Here is a 17,048-nt window from a genome sequence, read left to right as displayed (position 1 = left end):
ACAGAAAGAAAAGGTACGGTTCCAGATGTCCACTCAATGCGAAGTGACCAGCAAGCAGGCCGGGGCGCCACTGGGCTTCTTCGAGCGTTACCTCACCCTCTGGGTATTCCTCTGCATCATTGCCGGCACGCTGCTCGGGCTTGGCATGCCCGCGGCGGCACAGGCCGTGGGCGCCCTGGAAGTGGCCCATGTAAACATCCCGGTCGGCCTGCTGATCTGGGTGATGATCATCCCCATGCTGATGAAAATCGACTTCTCCGCCCTGCGGGAGGTCTACGCGCAGCGGGCGAGCATGGGCATCACGCTCTTCGTCAACTGGGCCATCAAGCCGTTCACCATGGCGCTGCTGGGCTGGCTGTTCATCAAACAGGTCTTCGCGCCCTGGCTGCCGGCCGCCGAACTGGACAGTTACATGGCCGGCTTGATCCTACTGGGCGCGGCGCCCTGCACCGCAATGGTCTTCGTATGGAGCAACCTCTGTAACGGCAACGCCAACTTCACCCTGACCCAGGTCGCACTGAACGATGTGGTGATGGTGTTCGCCTTCGCCCCGATCGTCGCACTGCTGCTCGGTGTGTCTTCGATTCCAGTGCCTTGGGACACGCTGCTGCTCTCGGTAGTGATGTACATCGTCATCCCGCTGGCGATCGCCCAGATAATTCGCGCACGCCTGCTCAAGCGCGGCGAAGAAGCATTCCACGCCGCCCTGGCAAGAGTGCAGCCATTCTCCATCGTTGCGCTGCTGGCCACCCTGGTGCTGTTGTTCTCCTTCCAGGGCGAGGCCATCGTCGACCAGCCGCTGATCATCGCCATGCTGGCTGTGCCCATCCTGCTGCAGACCCTGCTGATCGCCGGGCTGGGCTATTGGCTCAATCGCCGCTTCCAAGTGCGCCACGATGTGGCAGGGCCGTCGGCCATGATCGGCGCCTCGAATTTCTTCGAGCTGGCGGTGGCCGTCGCCATCGTGCTCTACGGTTTCAATTCCGGTGCCGCACTGGCCACGGTGGTCGGCGTGCTGATCGAGGTGCCGGTGATGCTCTGGCTGGTGCGCAGCGTCAATCGCAGCCGCGACTGGTACAACCGCGCGTTGACGGCTAACCGAACATAGCCCTGCGCTTGACGCGGATCAGCCTCGCCGCACGCCAGCCAACTACCATGGTCGTGACTACCCAGCAGGACCATGGTCATGGACAGCTCCGCGCCCGAGCGATCGGCTCCTTCGGCTGACGCCTCCCCTTCGCTGTGTAAACACCTGGCGCGTTTCTGGCGCGACCGCCCTGGCGAAGCCAAGGTGCTGCTTGGCATGTCTGCCGCATTTCTGCTGATCTTCTTCCTGCCGCTGGGGCAGCCTCGCTTCGAGAATGCCGTACTCGAAGGCCTTCGCCTGACCCAGTGGTACGCCCGCGAGCACGTCATCCTTTGCCTGTTGCCGGCCTTCATCATCGCAGGCGCGATGGCCGTCTATATCAGCCAGGGCGCGGTGATGAAGCACCTCGGCCCGGCCTCGCCCAAGCCGATTGCCTTCGGCGTGGCCTCGGTCGCCGGCACGCTGCTGGCGGTGTGCTCCTGTACCGTCCTGCCGCTGTTCGGCGGCATCTACAAGCGCGGGGCCGGGCTCGGCGCAGCCATCGCCTTTCTCTACTCGGGGCCAGCGATCAACGTCATGGCCATCGTGGTGACGGCCAAGGTGCTTGGCGCCGAGCTCGGTATCGCCCGGGCTGTCGGCGCATCCTCTTTGCCCTGGTAATCGGCGCGATCATGCACCTGCTCTACCGTCACGAAGAAGCCGCCCGCGCCGCCAAGGGCGCCCGCGGGTTCACCGCCGACGACAGCGGGCGTCCGCTGGGCGACATCGTCGCCCTGTTCAGCCTGATGATCGGCATCCTGGTGTTCGCCAACTGGGCCAGGGCGGAAAGCCCGGCATGGATGCTCGTTTACGCCTGGAAGTGGCCGATCACCGCTGCGCTCGCCATCCTGCTGGCGGCGCTGTTGGTACGCCGTTGGCGCTGGTCACTACAACCGTTGCTGGTCGTGGCCGGGTTGGTCGCTGCAAGCGCCCTGCTCCGGCCCGAATGGCCAGAACTGGCGATGGTCATCGGTATCGGCGGGCTGATGTTGCAGGCCAGCCGTGAGAACGCTGCCGGACAGGTGGGTCGGGCAGAGCTGGGACTTCACCAAACAGATCATGCCGCTGCTGCTGGGTGGTGTGATGGTCGCCGGCATGCTGCTCGGCCGTCCTGGTCATGAAGGATTGTTTCCCAGTCAATGGGTGGTCTGGGTAGTGGGTGACAACAGCTTCGCCTCCACCCTGCTCGCTTCACTACTGGGCGCCTTCATGTACTTTTCCACGCTGACGGAAGTGCCTATCGTCGAAGGCCTTCTTGGCGCTGGCATGGGCAAGGGCCCGGCACTGGCGATATTGCTCGCCGGCCCTGCGCTGTCCCTGCCGAACATGCTGGTGACTCGCACGGTGCTGGGCACCCAGAAGACGCTGGTGTACTGCACGCTGGTCGTGGTCATGGCCACGCTTAGCGGTTATCTCTATGGCCAACTGATGTGAGGACGGCCATGAAACTGACCGTCTACGGTTCCGGCTGCGCCAAGTGCCAGCAACTCACTGCCAATGCCGAAGCGGCGGCACGTCGTCTCGGTCTGGAATATCAGCTCGAGAAAATCACCGACGTCAACGCGATCATCGATGCCGGGGTCATGCGCACGCCAGCGCTGGCGGTCGATGACGATGTCCTCGTCGAGGGGAAGGTGCCCAGCAGCGACGAACTCCAGCAGCTGCTGGGCTGAACCTAGAACCGGGCCGGGCTCGTCGCATCATTTGATGCCCTTAACGGTACGGAACCCTCCTGCGCGGTTCGCGGCCTCATAACCTGAGCCGTCAGGAGAAATGTGAAGTGTCCGATTCGATGACTTACCTGGCCATCGCAGCCGCGGTGGCGCTCATCGCGCTGAACTTGCTGGCGATCATCAGCGTATTCAAAAGCGAGCGAAGCGTGGGCGCAAAGGCGCTCTGGGCGATCGGTATCGCCCTCTTCCCAGTGCTGGGCCTGCTGTTCTGGCTGCTGGTTGGCGTTCGCAGAGTCCGCTGATCAGGGCTTCTGACCTAGCAGGTACAGGGCTCGTCCCAGCACCCGTATCGAATCGGCGTGCTTGCCTGCCTGATGCAACTGCTCACCCTCGGCACGCAGTTCGCGCACCTGCTGCAGGGTGGCTGCGTCCTTCGGTGGATTGGTCTTGAGCAGTTCGTCGATCTTGGCCATGTCCATGGGGCAATGCATCGCCAGCAGTGGCGAGCTGAACAGAATCGCGAAGGCAAAGGCTGAGAGGCGTCGCATGGCTATTCTCCTGAGCGAGAGGCGCCCATGCAGTATAGATAGCAGCGGCAGAATCGCTTGGTGCCCACTCACTGGCAGTACCGGTGGCCGCGAGCTCTGGGACGCAAAAGAAAAAGCCCCAAGCAACGAATTGCTTAGGGCTCTTCAATATGGAGGCCGATGTCGGAATCGAACCGGCGTACACGGATTTGCAATCCGCTGCATAACCACTCTGCCAACCGGCCTCAAAACGAAGGCGCCGCATGATTTCTGCGGCGCGATCTTACAAACTGGAGCGGGAAACGAGACTCGAACTCGCGACCCCGACCTTGGCAAGGTCGTGCTCTACCAACTGAGCTATTCCCGCGTTGTCTTGGTGACGGGCGCCATTCTATACGATCGAAGGCTGCCGTCAACCCTTTGATTAAAAAAGTTTTTATTTCTTTTCCGTAGTGCTCAGGTGCGGCCAGGCAGCCATCAGGTAATTGATCATCGACCACAGCGTCAACCCTGCCGCGACGATGAGCAATGCGTACCCCATACCGACCCATATTGTCGGCTGCGGCGGATTGGCCAGCAGGATCACCAGCGCCACCATCTGCGCCGCGGTCTTCCATTTGCCGAGATTCGACACCGCGACCTGCGCGCGGGCACCGAGCTCGGCCATCCACTCGCGCAATGCCGAGACGACGATCTCGCGGCCGATGATGATCGCAGCCGGCAGCGTCAGCCAGAGATTGGCGTGCTCCTCAACCAGCAGCACAAGCGCGACCGCCACCATCAGCTTGTCGGCTACGGGATCAAGAAAGGCGCCGAATGGCGTGCTCTGTTCCAACCGGCGCGCCAGATAGCCATCGAGCCAATCGGTAAGCGCCGCGATGGTGAACACGGCACTGGCGGCCAGGTAGCTCCAGTAGAACGGGAGATAGAAAAGCAGGATGAAGATGGGTATCAGCAGCACGCGCAGAACGGTGAGCAGGTTCGGGATATTCATCGGTACCACTGATCGGCGGAATTCGGGGGACAGTTTACTCACTGTGCAGAGCGGCATAAATCGACTCGGCAAGCTTTTTACTGATACCAGGCGCCTTGGCGATCTCGTCGAGGCTGGCCCTGCACAGTTCCTGAAGACCGCCAAAATGCGTGAGCAGTTCGCGACGACGTTTAGGCCCAATGCCCGGAACGTCCTCCAGCGTCGAAGTGCGCCGAGCCTTCCCACGCCGTGCGCGGTGGCCGGTGATGGCGAAGCGATGCGCTTCGTCTCGCACCTGCTGGATCAGGTGCAGCGCAGGCGAGTCGGCCGGCAGCGTGAACTCATGCGCGGCGTCGTTCAGATAGAGAGTCTCCAGGCCCGGCTTGCGGGTGACCCCCTTGGCCACGCCAAGCAGGATGAGTTCCGGCACGGCCAGTTCCTCCAGCACCTCGCGGGCCATATTGAGCTGGCCCTTGCCACCGTCGACGAGCAGGATGTCCGGCAGCTTGCCCTCGCCCTCCGCCGCCTTGCGAAAACGCCGCGACAGTGCCTGATGCATTGCCGCATAGTCGTCTCCGGCGGTGACGCCCTCGATGTTGTAGCGTCGATAGTCGGATTTCAGCGGGCCTTCCGGGCCGAACACCACGCAGGAGGCGACGGTAGCCTCGCCGCTGGAGTGGCTGATGTCGAAGCATTCCAGCCGCATCGGCGGCTCATCGAGTTCCAGCGCTTCGGCCAGCGCCTCGAAGCGCGCCGACAAATGCTGACGATTGGCCAGCCGCGCGCCCAGGGCCTGCTCGGCGTTAGTCAGCGCCAGTTGCTGCCAGCGCGCCCGCGTCGCGCGTACGCGATGGGTGATGGCGAGCTCCACGCCGCGCAGCTCGGAAATGGCGTCGATCAGCGTGGCGAAATCCTCGTGCACGGCATTGACGATCAGCTCGCTCGGCAGGTCGCGTTCCGTAGCACCCAGGTAGTACTGCTCCAGAAAGGCCTGCAGCACCTCGCTGACACTTTCCTCGATGGCCACCTGCGGAAAGAAGTTCTTGCTGCCCAGCACGCGGCCGCCACGTACGGTGATCAGGTGCACGCAAGCGCCGCCTGGGCTGACCACTGCGGCGACGATATCCACGTTGCCCGAACCACCTTCCATGCTCTGCTGGTCCTGCACACGGCGCAGGATGCCGATCTGGTCGCGAATCTCGGCGGCGCGCTCGAAGTCCAGGTTCATCGCCGCCTTTTCCATGTTGCGCGACAGTTCCTCGGCCAGGGCGTTGCTGCGGCCCTCGAGGAACATCACCGAGTGACGCACGTCTTCGGCGTACTCTTCGGGGTCGACCAGCTTCACGCATGGCGCCTTGCAGCGCTTGATCTGGTATTGCAGGCAGGGCCGGGTGCGGTTGCGGAAATAGCTGTCCTCGCATTGCCGCACGAAGAAGGCCTTTTGCAGCAGGCTCAGGCTTTCGCGGATCGCGCCGGCGCTAGGATAGGGGCCGAAGTAGCGTCCGGGCTCCTTCTTGGCGCCACGATGAATACTCAGTCTTGGAAATTCCCCGGCCGAGAGGAACACATAGGGGTAGGACTTATCGTCCCGTAGCAGGATGTTGTACGGCGGCCGCCACTGTTTGATGAGCGTCTGCTCGAGCAGCAGCGCCTCGGTCTCGTTGGCGGTGATGGTGGTTTCGACCTGCGCAATCTTGGCCACCAGCGCTGCGGTCTTCGGCGCCTGCCCGGTCTTGCGGAAGTAGCTTGCCAGGCGCTTCTTCAGGTTCTTCGCTTTGCCCACATAGAGCAGCTTGGCCTGCGCATCGAACATGCGATAGACGCCCGGCCGGCCGCTGCAGGCGGCCAGGAACGCCGAGGAATCGAAGGCTTCTGTCATCAGTTGACGGTATCGACCATCCCGTGGCGAACCGCCAGCAGGGCCAGCTCGACATCACTGGTGATCGACAGTTTTTCGAAGATGCGATAGCGGTAGGTGTTCACCGTTTTCGGCGACAGGCAGAGCTTGTCGGAAATGTGCTGTACCTTCTGACAGTTGGCGATCATCAGCGCGATCTGTATTTCTCGCTCGGAAAGCAGGTCGAACGGTGACTCACTGAGCTGCGGCTGGAAGGATTTGAGCGCCAGCTGCTGGGCGATCTGCGGGCTGATGTAGCGCTGGCCGCCGAACACCATGCGGATGGCCTGCACCATTTCCTCCAGCGCCGCGCCCTTCGTCAGATAGCCCGCCGCCCCGGCCTGCAGCAGGCGAGTCGGAAAGGGATCTTCTTCACAGATGGTCACGGCAATGACCTTCAGGTCCGGGTAGCTGCGCAGCAGCTTGCGGGTCGCCTCCAGACCGCCGATGCCCGGCATCTTGACGTCCATCAGCACCACATCGGGCTTGAGCTCTCGAGCCTTGCGGATCGCATCCTCGCCGGAGTCCGCCTGACCGATAACCTGCAGCCCAGAGATGTCCGCCAGCATGCGACTGATGCCTGTGCGAACCAGATCGTGGTCATCGACCACCAGCACCCTAATCAAGCAGACACCTCATTGACCGAATTGAAAGCTGGCTGGCTGCTCGCTTTTTCAGGAGCGCACTCTATCAAAAAAAACATCGACCTGGCCGATCACGACGCAGGTAACTGATCGAGATCATAAGTCCGCGGCGCCAACCGACGAACTGCATGCTGAACGCCGATGGACGGCCAAAGTCACAAAGCTGATGGCCATTTCCGCGGATATCTCATGCTCACCCTGATCGCCGCACTGGTGCTGACAGCCACCCATATGCTGGCCGGAAGGCTGAGCAAACTACATCAATTGCCGCGCAGCCGCTGGCTGTCCGCAGCCGGTGGCGTCGCCGTCGCCTATGTCTTCGTGCACCTGCTCCCCGAACTGGCCGACGGGCAGAGGGTGATGGAGGATAGCGGGTTTCACCCGTTGCGCTACCTTGAGCACCACGCCTATCTGCTGGCGCTAGGCGGCCTGGTCTGCTTCTACGGACTCGAGCGGCTGATCAAGCAGCACCGCGACGAGCGGCCTGACGGCGCACCTTCCCACGCGGGCGTGTTCTGGCTGCACATAGGTGCCTTCGCCGGCTACAACGCACTGATCGGGAATATCCTCGCCAACCGTGATCCTGACCAGATGCTGGAACTGGTCTGGTACACCGTGGCCATGGCGCTGCACTTCATGGTCAACGATGTGGCCCTTCAGCATGACCACCAGGATCTGTTCGCTCGACGCGGCCGCTGGATCCTGGCGGGGTCAACGCTGATCGGCTGGGCGGTCGGCTCGGTCATCGAACTCTCGGAGCTAGGGGTATCGGCGGTAACCGCCTTCATTGCCGGCGCGATCATCCTTAACGTTCTGAAGGAGGAACTGCCGACGGAAAGGAACAGCCGATTCGGTGCTTTTCTGCTCGGGTCGCTCGGCTACTCCTTCCTTTTGTTGCTGATGCAGCCGAGCCAGTAAGTCATTACCTCGCTCTGCGCATCAAACGGTAGGCGGCCGGGATCACGAACAGCGACAGCAGCGGCGCACTCAGCATGCCGCCAACCATCGGCGCCGCGATGCGGCTCATGACTTCGCTGCCGGTGCCCGCCCCCAGCAGGATCGGCAACAGGCCGGCGACAATCACTGCCACGGTCATCGCCTTCGGGCGTACCCGCTGCACTGCGCCTTCGCGGATTGCATCGCACAGCGCGGCCTCGCCGCTCAGCCCGTCGCGCTGCTGTTCGGCCCAGGCGTTTTTCAGATACAGCAGCATGATCACGCCGAACTCCGCAGCGACCCCCGCCAGCGCGATGAAACCGACACCGGTGGCCACCGACAGGTTGTAGTCCATCAGATAGAGGAACCAGACGCCGCCGGTCAGCGCGAACGGCAGGGTCAGCATGATCAGCACGGCCTCGTCCAGCCGGCCGAAGGTCAGGTAGAGGAGGAAGAAAATGATTAGCAACGTCGCGGGCACCACCAGCTTGAGGCGCTCGTTAGCGCGCTCGAGAAACTCGAACTGACCCGAGTAAGCCAGGCTCATGCCGGGCAGCAGGATGACTTCGGTACTGACCGCATCGCGCAGATCGGCGACGACCGACGCGATATCACGCCCGCGCACGTCGACGTAAACCCAACCCGCGAGCCGCGCATTCTCGCTGCGCAGCATCGGCGGACCGTCGCTTATGCGCACTCGCGCCACGCTGCCCAGGGTGATCTGGCTGCCCTGCGGCGTGAGAATAGGTAGCTGCTCCAACGCCTGGGGGGTGTCGCGCCACTCGCGTGGATAGCGAACGCTGATCGGGTAGCGCGCCAGGCCCTCGATGGTCTCACCTACGGTTTCGCCCCCGATGGCGCTGGAGACGATTGAGTGCACGTCGGCGATGTTCAGCCCGTAGCGGGCGGCGTCCTGACGATCGATATCGATATCGATGTAACGCCCGCCGACCAGGCGCTCGGCCAGCGCCGAACTGACACCCGGCACCTTTCTGGCAACGGCCTCCACCTGCTGGCTGACACGGTCGATCTCCTCCAGGTTGGCGCCGGCGATTTTCACCCCGATCGGGCTCTTGATGCCGGTAGCGAGCATGTCGATGCGATTGCGGATCGGCGGAATCCAGATATTGGTCAGGCCTGGCACCTGCACAGCCCGATCCAGCTCGTCGATCAGCTTTTCCGGCGTCATGCCGGCGCGCCACTGCTCTCGCGGCTTGAAACGGATGGTGGTCTCGAACATCTCCAGCGGCGCCGGATCGGTCGCCGACTCGGCGCGACCGGCCTTGCCGAACACGGTTTCGACTTCCGGAACCGTGCGGATCATGCGATCGGTCTGTTGCAACAGCTGCGCGGCTTTCTGTGCTGACAGACCCGGCAGGGCCGAAGGCATGTAGAGCAGATCACCCTCGTCCATCGGCGGCAGGAACTCCCCGCCCAGTCGCGACATCGGCCACAGCGTGGTAGCCAGGATCAACACGGCTACGGCAATGGTGGTTTTCGGGTGATCCAGCACTGCATTCAGCGCCGGACGATAGACCCGTATCAGCCCACGGTTGAGCGGATTGCGCGCCTCGTCCGGCAGCTTGCCGCGAATCCAATAGCCCATCAGCACCGGCACTAGGGTCACCGAAAGCCCCGCCGCTGCGGCCATGGCATAGGTCTTGGTAAAGGCCAGCGGACCGAACAGGCGGCCTTCCTGGGCTTCGAGGGTGAACACCGGAATGAACGACAGGGTGATGATCAACAGACAGAAGAACAGCGCCGGCCCGACTTCCTGCGCCGCGCTTGTCATCACCTGCCAGTGCTCTTCACCCTCCAGTGTCTTGCCGGGATTGGCGTGGCGCCAGGCCTCGGCCTTCTTGTGGGCGTTTTCGATCATCACCACCGCCGCATCGACCATCGCACCGATGGCGATGGCGATACCGCCGAGCGACATGATGTTGGCATTGATGCCCTGGTAACGCATCACAACGAAGGCAATCAGTATGCCGATGGGCAGCGAGACGATCGCCACCAGCGAAGAGCGCAGGTGCCAGAGAAAGACTCCGCACACCAGCGCGACGACGACGAACTCCTCCAGCAGCTTGAAGCTGAGATTCTCCACCGCGCGGTCGATCAGCTCGCTGCGATCGTAGGTGGTGACGATCTCGACACCCTCGGGCAGGCTGCTTTTCAGCTCCTTGAGCTTGGCGTGAACAGCGGCCAGGGTTTCCCGCGCGTTCTTGCCGCTGCGCAGGATGACCACCCCGCCGACCGTTTCCCCCTCCCCGTCGAGTTCAGCAATACCTCGACGCATTTCCGGGCCGGACTGAATATGCGCCACATCGCCCAGCGTGACCGGCACGCCCCTGGCGCTCAACTGCAGTGGAATCTGGCGAAAATCCTCGAGCGTCTGCAGGTAGCCAGAGGCGCGGACCATGTATTCGGTTTCGGCCAGTTCGAGTACGGCGCCGCCGGTCTCCTGATTGGCCTTGCCGATGGCCTCGATGACCTGCGCCTGAGTGACGGCAAGGCTGGCCATCTTCAGTGGGTCGAGGACGATCTGGTACTGCTTGACCATGCCACCGATGGTCGCCACCTCGGCGACGTTCGGCAGCGTGATGAGTTCGTACTTCAGGAACCAGTCCTGCAGGCTGCGCAGTTGCGCGAGGTCGTGCGTGCCGCTGCGGTCGACCAGCGCGTACTGATAGATCCAGCCGACGCCGGTGGCGTCCGGCCCGAGAGATGGCTTGGCACCGGCCGGCAGCCGGCTCTGCACCTGGCTCAGGTACTCCAGCACCCGTGAACGCGCCCAGTACAGATCGGTGCCGTCCTCGAACAGCACATAGACGAAGCTATCGCCGAAGAACGAATAGCCGCGCACCGTTTTTGCCCCGGGCACCGAGAGCATGGTGGTGGTTAGTGGATAGGTCACCTGGTTTTCGACGATCTGTGGCGCCTGCCCCGGATAGGGCGTGCGGATGATCACCTGCACGTCGGACAGGTCAGGCAGCGCGTCGATCGGCGTGGTACGCACCGCCCAGATGCCCACGGCAGTCATCAGCAACGTCGCCATCAGCACCAGGAACCGATTGAGGACGGACCAGCGAATCAGCGCGGCAATCATGGCTGCTTCTCCAGCGACTGAATCTGCTCGATCAGCAGGCCTTCATCGGTTTCCCGGACAGCGAAACGCACCCGGTCCCCGACCTCGATGTCCTGCAGCAATGCCGCATCGGCGACCGCGAATGCCATGGTCATGCCGGGCATGCCAAGCGTATGGAACGGACCGTGAGCGATCTTCACGCGGGCATCAGCGAGCGCCATGACACGACCCTCGGATTCATGCAGCGCCGGTGCCGGCTGAGCATGGCCATGATCATGGTCGTGCTGCGCATCACTGGCCGCGGGCGGCGCGACGATGCCGCGCAAGCTGGCTTCGGAGTCCAGCAGGAACTGGCCGGATGCGACCACCTGCTGGCCCTCTTCCAGGCCGCGGAGGATGACGGTCTGGCTGCCGCTCTCCCGCCCGGTCTCGACTTCCACCGGACGATAGCGGCCGCCAGCCTCGGCCAGCATTACCAGGCTGCGGCGCCCGGTGCGAATGACAGCCTCGCCCGGAATCAGCAGAACCGACGCATCGTCACCACTGGCCAGGCTGGCCTGAGCCGTCAGCCCGGGCCGCAGCAGTCCGTCTGGATTGGGCAGCTGTATCCGCACACGTAGGGTGCGGCTTGCAGCATTGGCCTCCGGCAGCACCGCGCTGATCTCACCCTCGATGAGCTGGCCCGGCAGCGCCGGCAGCCGCGCGGTGGCGCGCTGGCCGACGCGGATTCCCTGGCCCTGCGCCTCTGGTACTGCCACTTCCAGCCAGACGCTGTCCAGACCATTGATCCGCGCGAGCGGCGCACCGGCCGCAAGCGTCATGCCTTCGCGAACGTCCAGTTCCTGCAGTACGCCGGCGATCGGGGTGGAAATGGTAATGGACGCATTGACCTTGCCACTGCGCTCGAGCTGGCTGATGGTCGATTCCGGCATGCCGGCCAGACGCAGGCGCTGCCGTGCGGCCGCCAGCAGCGCCGGTTCGCCGATTCGCCGCAAAGCCAGGTATTCCTCCTGAGCAGCCGTCCACTCGGGAATCAGCAGGTCGGCCAGCGCTGCGCCCTTGTCCAGCACATCGCCTGGCGCATGCCGATAGACACGTTCGACGAACCCGCCGGCTCGCGCCTGAACCCGCGCGACATCACGCGCGTTGTATTCGAGCACACCGACCGCGTCGACCACATTCGTCAGCTGTCCGCGGCTGACGGTCGCCAGGCGAACACCAAGGTTCTGCGTGACGCCGGCATCGATACTGATGGCTGCAACGTCGCCATCCTCATTGGCGTAGCGTGGCACCAGGTCCATATCCATGAACGGCGACTTGCCGGGCTTTTCGAAACGGTGCTGCGGCACCATCGGGTCGTACCAGTACAGCACTTTGGCATCACGCTCGACGACGGGTGCGAGCGGTTCGGATGCCTGGTCATCAGCGCTGGCCAGCCAGTAGCCGCCAGCCGCGCCGATCAGCGCCGTGACCCCGGCCAGGGTGACGCTTGCGAGAATGTTCCGGCTCATTTGGCTTCTCCGTAAGCGAAGTGCAAGCGCGCAGCCGCGATGGCTACCAGACCTTGCAGGTCGATGTGCTCAAGGCAGGTCTCGATCAGTTCGTTGCGCGCTGTCAGCACCGCTTCCAGTTCGCTGGTCCCGGCGCGATAGCCGGCCATCGCCAGCTCCACCTTTTCCTCTCCCAGCGGCAGCAGCACCTCTGCGTTGCGTTCAAGTGCGCGCTGCAAGCGATCCAGCTCGGCCAGCTCGACGTCCAGCCGCTCAACGAACTCGCGCGTCATGGCTTCGCGTTCGGCTTCCAGTTGTTCAAGCTCGGCGTAGCGGGCGGCGATCCGCGGGTTCTGCCGCGAGCGCTGGAACACCGGCAGGTCGAAACTGAATTGCAGATTGACCATATCGCCATACTCGCGACCGCGCTTGAGGTAGCTGACCTCCCAGCTCCAGTCGACCTGTTTCTCGGCGGTCGCCTCACGGATGCGTGCCTGCGCCACTTGGGTCAGCGGCGCATAGGCGGTCAGTTGCGGGTGCTGGCCGACCCGCTGCGCCAGTTGTTCAGGGGCAATGGCCCAGCGCGGCGGTTCGCCGAGCAGCGGTTGATTGCCATCGCTGCCGACCCAACGCACCAGCGCCGCGCGTGCCTGGCGGCGCTGCTGCTCCAGTTCGTCCTGGCGATCAGCCAATAACGCTGCCTGTTGCTTCGCCGCGACGCTGTCGGTCAACTGCCCTCGCCCGCCGGCGATACGCGCCCGAATCGCTTCGGCGAGCAGGCGGTTCTCCTCGAACAACTGGTCGAACAACCGGATCTTGCGTTCTACCGCGTGGGTGGCGATCCACGCCTGGGCAGTCGCCAGACGCACCCTGAGGGTTTCCACCTCGCGCGAGGCAGCGGCGCGCTCGACAGACGCCTGCGCCACATCGCTACGCGCCTTGCGCTTGTCGCGGTTCGGTACTTCCTGCATAAGGCCGACCATGCGCATGGTCATGCCGTCGTCATCGAGGCTCCAGCGCTCGGCGCCCTCAATGGGCAGATTCTGCAGTCCCAGCAGCAGCTTCGGGTCCGGCAGTTCGTCCGCCGCGACGGCTTCGCTACGCGCGGCTTGCAACCTCGACGCCTCGGCACGCAGCGATGGCGCCTGCTGCTGCGCAAGGCTCAGGGCATCGTCGAATGTCAGCCCGGCGGCTGCGCCGGGCAGGCCGAACGCGGCGACAACCACCACGCCCGCGAACGGCCGGTACTTCCCTATCAATCGGGAGATCATGGATTGGATTCCTCGGTTTCCTGCATGCCGCAAGGCATGCCTACAGCGCCTCAACGCATGAACGCGGGGCGAGTCAGGTCAGCGATGGAATCAGTAACGCGGAGGGCGCCAGACGTCGGCGTTGGAGCGGGCGGGAAAGAACCCTGGGTAATGAACTGCGAGTTGCGGCAGCGAGGCAGTCAGATGCGGCTGCGCGACGCCGGCCTGCAACATGCTGCCGGTTTTGCACTGGTGGCCGCTTTTACACAGTGGATTGCCATCGTGCGAATGCGTGTCCTCGCCCTGAGCTTCAGCCTGGTGTGCGAGATGCCCGGCAGTGTCCATGTCGCTTTGCATCTGGCAAGGCTCTGCCTTCAGCTCGAGCGCAGCCATGCTACTCACGGGGAGCGCGAGGCTAAGCAACAGGACGAGTAGCAGACGCAGATGGGCTTTCATGGCGAGGAGTCTAGCCGAGCCGACACCCGCTAAAACTTGATCCAGATCGTGTCAGCCCGAATTCTGCCCGCCATTGCCGGCGAGAAGATGACTGAGCACCGAACGCATCTTGCCGGGTTTGACCGGCTTGTTCAGCACAGGCACGCCGCAGCCCTGCAGTTGCTGGCGGCATTGATCGCTGCGATCGGCGGTGATCATCACCACCGGCAGCGCCTGGTTGAAGCGTCCTCGCACCGCGAGCACGACATCCCAGCCGGTCAGCCCGTGATCCAGATGGTAATCGGCGAGGATCGCATCCGGCGCGACGCCATCCAGCGTCGTCATTGCGCTTTGCTCGTCGGTGGCCGTCAGCACCGTGCAGCCCCATTGTTCGAGCAAGGCAGCCATGCTCAACAGGATGCTTTCCTCGTTGTCGATCACCAGCAGCCGGCGCCCTGGCAGCGGGTCGCCCAGCTGCGGCACGATCGCCGGGGCCGCAACCCGTTCGCGGGGCATCGCTTCGGCCAGCGGCACGTCGATACTGAACACCGAGCCACGCCCCGGCATCGAGCGCACCAGCACCTGATAGCCGAGCATGCTGGCGATACGGTCGACAATGGCCAATCCCAGCCCTACGCCACTGCGTTTCGCGGATCGACCGATCCCGAGCTGATTGAATTCGAGAAAAATCGCCTGCAGCTCCTCCTCCGGAATGCCCCGTCCGGTATCCCAGACCTCGATACGCAGCGCCCCGGCGCGCATGCGCGCACCCACCAGTACCGCGCCCTGATCGGTATAGCGGCAGGCATTGCTGAGGAAATTCCGCAGGATTCGCGTCAGCAGGCGGAAATCGGTCTTGATGGCGACCCGCGGGATGTAGTGTTTCAACTGCAAGCCCGCCGCAGCAGCGACCGACTGGAATTCCGACACCAGCGGCAGCAGCACCTCGTCCAGCGAGTAGATATCGATGTCCGGTTTGATCGCGGCCTGATCGAGCTTGGAAATATCGAGCAGATCGGTCAGCAGATCTTCGGCGCCTTCCAGGGCCTGGTGGGCCCGCTCGACCAGATGCAGCTCGTTCTGCGGCAGTTGGCGTTCACGCAGGGTCGAGATCAGCAGCCGTGCGGCGTTGAGCGGCTGTAGCAGGTCGTGGCTGGCCGCGGCGAGATACTTGTCCTTGCTCAGATTGGCGGCTTCCGCTGCATCGCGGGCCTCACGCAATTCACAGGTGCGCTCGGCGACGCGCTGCTCGAGCTCTTCGTTGAGCTGCAGCAGACGCAATTGCGCCAGCTTGCGCTCGGTCACGTCGGCGACGAAGCCTTCCACCAGACCGTCTTCGTCCGGCTTGAGCAGCAGGTTCATGATCACGTAGATGGCGCTGCCGTCCTTGCGGCGCAGGCGCGTCTCGTAGCCAAACAGACCATGTTGCTGGCTCAGGGTATGGCGGATCTGCCGCAGCTCCTCCTCACCACCGATGAACAGGTGATGGGATAGATCGGTCAGCGCCCACAGCGCCTCTTCCGGGGTTTCGTAATTGAGCATGCGCGCCAAGGCAGGATTGGCGGCGCGAATGCCTTCATGGAGGCTGGCCTGAAAGATGCCATGCACGGCGTGCTCGAACAGCCATTTGTAGCGATTGCGCTCGCCCTCCAGCTCTTCCAGGCGTGCCACCAGTTCCGGGTAGTGACTCTTGCGTGCGGAATGGCTGCCGAACCCGAGCAGTTGCGCCAGGGCCTGATGCTGATCATCAGAGGGCTTCGGCATAGACGACCTCGACGTCCCGCTGCGTCGACGAGCGTGGATTAGTCAGGATGCAGGGATCCTGCATCGCATGTTGCGAGAGGAACGGGATATCGGAAAGGTTAACGCCATGCAGGCTCAGCGTTTCTCGGAAGCCGATCTGCTGCTTGAGATCGATCAGGTGCTGCACCAGCCGCTCACGAACCTGGCGGTGGTTCAGTCCGCGCGAATCGATGCCCAGGGTTTCGGCGACCTTGCGGTAGCGGTCCGGCGAGGCGTCGTAATTGAATGCGACGACATGTTCGACCAGCACGGCATTGCAGACGCCATGGGGCAGATCAAGATAGCCGCCGAGGCTGTGGGACATGGCATGCACCGCACCGAGAATTGCATTGGAGAAGGCCAGCCCGGCCTGCATGCTGCCGAGCATGATCTGCTCGCGCAGCGCGATATCCGCCGGATTGGCGATCATCTGCGCAAGATTGCCGTTGATCAGTCGCATGGCTTCCAGCGCGTGCGGGTCGGTCAGCGGCCCATGGCCAGTCGACACGAACGCCTCGATGGCATGCACCAGCGCATCGATGCCGGTACAGGCGGAAAGGAACGGGTCCATGCTCAGCGTGGTTTCCGGGTCGATCAGCGAAACATCCGGCACGGCTGCTTTGCTGACGATGGAGAACTTCATCCGCTCCTGTTGGTTGGAGATGATCACGAACTGCGACACGTCAGCCGATGTGCCGGCGGTGGTCGGGATCAGGATCAGTGGTGGACTGGGCACACGCAGCGTATCCACCCCTTCGAACTCGTTGATATGTTGCCCGTGCGCCGCAACGATACCAATGCCCTTGGCACAGTCCATCGGACTGCCCCCGCCTACCGCGACGATCACGTTGCAGCCTTCGCTGCTATACAGCTCGGCGCCGAGCATCACCTCTTCGCAACGGGGATTGGGCGAAACATCAGTGAACAGGCAGTGTTCGATGTTCTGCCGGTCGAGGCTCGCCAGCACGTCAGCCACCCAGCCCGCCTTGACCACGCCGGGGTCGGAGACAACCAGCACCTTTCGCGCTCCGAAGTTGCCGGCGCAGGTCCCGACGCTGTGGCGACATCCCGCGCCAAAGATGATTTCTGGGGAAACGAACTTGCGCTGAAGGCTAATATTCGGGCTCATGACTGCGGCCTTTTTTATTTTTTGTAACAACGAGCGCAAGCCTACTGCATTGCTCAAGTAAAGCAATGCACCTAATGGCTGCCTGCCATCCGTCCGGCGGA

The 17,048-nt window shown here is 63.2% G+C and carries 17 protein-coding genes and 2 tRNA genes; 7 read left to right on the top strand and 12 right to left on the bottom strand.

Features of this window, described 5'->3' with window-relative positions; translation table 11 throughout:
• Positions 1-25: 25 nt before the first annotated feature.
• The 6 genes from arsB to NAO55_RS05840 all read left to right on the top strand — a co-directional run bounded on the left by arsB (position 26) and on the right by NAO55_RS05840 (position 3,101).
• A complete protein-coding gene (arsB, locus tag NAO55_RS05865; protein WP_102841115.1) occupies positions 26-1,108 on the top strand; it encodes an ACR3 family arsenite efflux transporter in 1,083 nt (360 codons plus the stop codon).
• Positions 1,109-1,303: 195 nt separating this feature from the next.
• Positions 1,304-1,747, top strand: a complete 444-nt coding sequence (locus NAO55_RS05860) for a permease (protein ID WP_232244553.1) — start codon at positions 1,304-1,306, stop codon at positions 1,745-1,747.
• Positions 1,748-1,758: 11 nt separating this feature from the next.
• Complete coding sequence (locus tag NAO55_RS05855) at positions 1,759-2,247, top strand: hypothetical protein (RefSeq protein ID WP_232244552.1); 489 nt, start codon at positions 1,759-1,761, stop codon at positions 2,245-2,247.
• Complete coding sequence (locus tag NAO55_RS05850) at positions 2,186-2,560, top strand: permease (protein ID WP_232244551.1); 375 nt, start codon at positions 2,186-2,188, stop codon at positions 2,558-2,560. The genes NAO55_RS05855 and NAO55_RS05850 overlap by 62 nt, the downstream gene beginning before the upstream one ends.
• A gap of 8 nt (positions 2,561-2,568) precedes the next feature.
• Positions 2,569-2,799, top strand: a complete 231-nt coding sequence (locus tag NAO55_RS05845; protein ID WP_102841116.1) for a thioredoxin family protein — start codon at positions 2,569-2,571, stop codon at positions 2,797-2,799.
• A 119-nt stretch (positions 2,800-2,918) separates the two neighbouring features.
• Positions 2,919-3,101, top strand: a complete 183-nt coding sequence (locus tag NAO55_RS05840; protein WP_017245094.1) for a PLDc N-terminal domain-containing protein — start codon at positions 2,919-2,921, stop codon at positions 3,099-3,101.
• Here NAO55_RS05840 and NAO55_RS05835 read toward each other — a convergent pair whose 3' ends face one another.
• The 6 genes from NAO55_RS05835 to gacA form a co-directional block, all read right to left on the bottom strand.
• Positions 3,102-3,347, bottom strand: coding sequence for a PA2433 domain-containing protein (locus NAO55_RS05835; RefSeq protein ID WP_102841117.1), 246 nt, complete (start codon positions 3,345-3,347; stop codon positions 3,102-3,104).
• A gap of 150 nt (positions 3,348-3,497) precedes the next feature.
• Positions 3,498-3,571 (bottom strand) — tRNA-Cys (locus NAO55_RS05830).
• A 46-nt stretch (positions 3,572-3,617) separates the two neighbouring features.
• Positions 3,618-3,693: transfer RNA gene (locus NAO55_RS05825), tRNA-Gly, on the bottom strand.
• A gap of 69 nt (positions 3,694-3,762) precedes the next feature.
• Complete coding sequence (pgsA, locus tag NAO55_RS05820) at positions 3,763-4,320, bottom strand: CDP-diacylglycerol--glycerol-3-phosphate 3-phosphatidyltransferase (RefSeq protein WP_063542974.1); 558 nt, start codon at positions 4,318-4,320, stop codon at positions 3,763-3,765.
• Between the two features lie 34 nt (positions 4,321-4,354).
• Positions 4,355-6,178, bottom strand: a complete 1,824-nt coding sequence (gene uvrC / locus NAO55_RS05815; protein WP_102841118.1) for an excinuclease ABC subunit UvrC — start codon at positions 6,176-6,178, stop codon at positions 4,355-4,357.
• A complete protein-coding gene (gene gacA, locus NAO55_RS05810) occupies positions 6,178-6,822 on the bottom strand; it encodes a response regulator transcription factor GacA (protein ID WP_003300232.1) in 645 nt (214 codons plus the stop codon). The genes uvrC and gacA overlap by 1 nt, the downstream gene beginning before the upstream one ends.
• A 207-nt stretch (positions 6,823-7,029) precedes the next feature.
• Here gacA and NAO55_RS05805 point away from each other — a divergent pair, with 207 nt between their 5' ends.
• Positions 7,030-7,758 (top strand): hypothetical protein, encoded by a 729-nt coding sequence (locus NAO55_RS05805; RefSeq protein ID WP_102841119.1) that lies wholly within the window; start codon positions 7,030-7,032, stop codon positions 7,756-7,758.
• A 4-nt stretch (positions 7,759-7,762) separates the two neighbouring features.
• Here NAO55_RS05805 and NAO55_RS05800 read toward each other — a convergent pair whose 3' ends face one another.
• The 6 genes from NAO55_RS05800 to ercA form a co-directional block, all read right to left on the bottom strand.
• On the bottom strand, positions 7,763-10,882 hold the full coding sequence (locus tag NAO55_RS05800) for an efflux RND transporter permease subunit (protein ID WP_102841120.1): 3,120 nt from the start codon (positions 10,880-10,882) through the stop codon (positions 7,763-7,765).
• Positions 10,879-12,372: an efflux RND transporter periplasmic adaptor subunit gene (locus NAO55_RS05795; protein WP_102841121.1), complete on the bottom strand. Its 1,494-nt coding sequence runs from the start codon at positions 12,370-12,372 to the stop codon at positions 10,879-10,881. The genes NAO55_RS05800 and NAO55_RS05795 overlap by 4 nt, the downstream gene beginning before the upstream one ends.
• The gene (locus tag NAO55_RS05790; RefSeq protein WP_102841122.1) at positions 12,369-13,622 is read right to left on the bottom strand and encodes a TolC family protein; all 1,254 of its coding nucleotides are present in this window, start codon (positions 13,620-13,622) and stop codon (positions 12,369-12,371) included. The genes NAO55_RS05795 and NAO55_RS05790 overlap by 4 nt, the downstream gene beginning before the upstream one ends.
• A gap of 90 nt (positions 13,623-13,712) precedes the next feature.
• Positions 13,713-14,057, bottom strand: coding sequence for a hypothetical protein (locus NAO55_RS05785; protein WP_102841123.1), 345 nt, complete (start codon positions 14,055-14,057; stop codon positions 13,713-13,715).
• 51 nt (positions 14,058-14,108) lie between these two features.
• Positions 14,109-15,800: a PAS domain-containing hybrid sensor histidine kinase/response regulator gene (locus NAO55_RS05780; RefSeq protein WP_102841124.1), complete on the bottom strand. Its 1,692-nt coding sequence runs from the start codon at positions 15,798-15,800 to the stop codon at positions 14,109-14,111.
• Positions 15,784-16,947, bottom strand: coding sequence for an alcohol dehydrogenase-like regulatory protein ErcA (gene ercA, locus NAO55_RS05775; RefSeq protein WP_102841125.1), 1,164 nt, complete (start codon positions 16,945-16,947; stop codon positions 15,784-15,786). Before ercA ends, NAO55_RS05780 begins: the two co-directional genes overlap by 17 nt.
• Positions 16,948-17,048: the final 101 nt, after the last annotated feature.

This window comes from Stutzerimonas frequens (assembly GCF_024448335.1).
In the GTDB taxonomy this organism is placed as follows: domain Bacteria; phylum Pseudomonadota; class Gammaproteobacteria; order Pseudomonadales; family Pseudomonadaceae; genus Stutzerimonas; species Stutzerimonas frequens.
This window is presented reverse-complemented; position numbering and strand designations above follow the sequence as displayed.

What these genes read in the sequence shown, in the direction of transcription:
- arsB (WP_102841115.1), top strand. Translation starts at nt 26, where the DNA reads ATGTCCACTCAATGCGAAGTGACCAGCAAGCAGGCCGGGGCGCCACTG.
- NAO55_RS05860 (WP_232244553.1), top strand. Translation starts at nt 1,304, where the DNA reads ATGTCTGCCGCATTTCTGCTGATCTTCTTCCTGCCGCTGGGGCAGCCT.
- NAO55_RS05855 (WP_232244552.1), top strand. Translation starts at nt 1,759, where the DNA reads ATGCACCTGCTCTACCGTCACGAAGAAGCCGCCCGCGCCGCCAAGGGC.
- NAO55_RS05850 (WP_232244551.1), top strand. Translation starts at nt 2,186, where the DNA reads ATGCCGCTGCTGCTGGGTGGTGTGATGGTCGCCGGCATGCTGCTCGGC.
- NAO55_RS05845 (WP_102841116.1), top strand. Translation starts at nt 2,569, where the DNA reads ATGAAACTGACCGTCTACGGTTCCGGCTGCGCCAAGTGCCAGCAACTC.
- NAO55_RS05840 (WP_017245094.1), top strand. Translation starts at nt 2,919, where the DNA reads ATGACTTACCTGGCCATCGCAGCCGCGGTGGCGCTCATCGCGCTGAAC.
- NAO55_RS05835 (WP_102841117.1), bottom strand. Translation starts at nt 3,347, where the DNA reads ATGCGACGCCTCTCAGCCTTTGCCTTCGCGATTCTGTTCAGCTCGCCA.
- pgsA (WP_063542974.1), bottom strand. Translation starts at nt 4,320, where the DNA reads ATGAATATCCCGAACCTGCTCACCGTTCTGCGCGTGCTGCTGATACCC.
- uvrC (WP_102841118.1), bottom strand. Translation starts at nt 6,178, where the DNA reads ATGACAGAAGCCTTCGATTCCTCGGCGTTCCTGGCCGCCTGCAGCGGC.
- NAO55_RS05805 (WP_102841119.1), top strand. Translation starts at nt 7,030, where the DNA reads ATGCTCACCCTGATCGCCGCACTGGTGCTGACAGCCACCCATATGCTG.
- NAO55_RS05800 (WP_102841120.1), bottom strand. Translation starts at nt 10,882, where the DNA reads ATGATTGCCGCGCTGATTCGCTGGTCCGTCCTCAATCGGTTCCTGGTG.
- NAO55_RS05795 (WP_102841121.1), bottom strand. Translation starts at nt 12,372, where the DNA reads ATGAGCCGGAACATTCTCGCAAGCGTCACCCTGGCCGGGGTCACGGCG.
- NAO55_RS05790 (WP_102841122.1), bottom strand. Translation starts at nt 13,622, where the DNA reads ATGATCTCCCGATTGATAGGGAAGTACCGGCCGTTCGCGGGCGTGGTG.
- NAO55_RS05785 (WP_102841123.1), bottom strand. Translation starts at nt 14,057, where the DNA reads ATGAAAGCCCATCTGCGTCTGCTACTCGTCCTGTTGCTTAGCCTCGCG.
- NAO55_RS05780 (WP_102841124.1), bottom strand. Translation starts at nt 15,800, where the DNA reads ATGCCGAAGCCCTCTGATGATCAGCATCAGGCCCTGGCGCAACTGCTC.
- ercA (WP_102841125.1), bottom strand. Translation starts at nt 16,947, where the DNA reads ATGAGCCCGAATATTAGCCTTCAGCGCAAGTTCGTTTCCCCAGAAATC.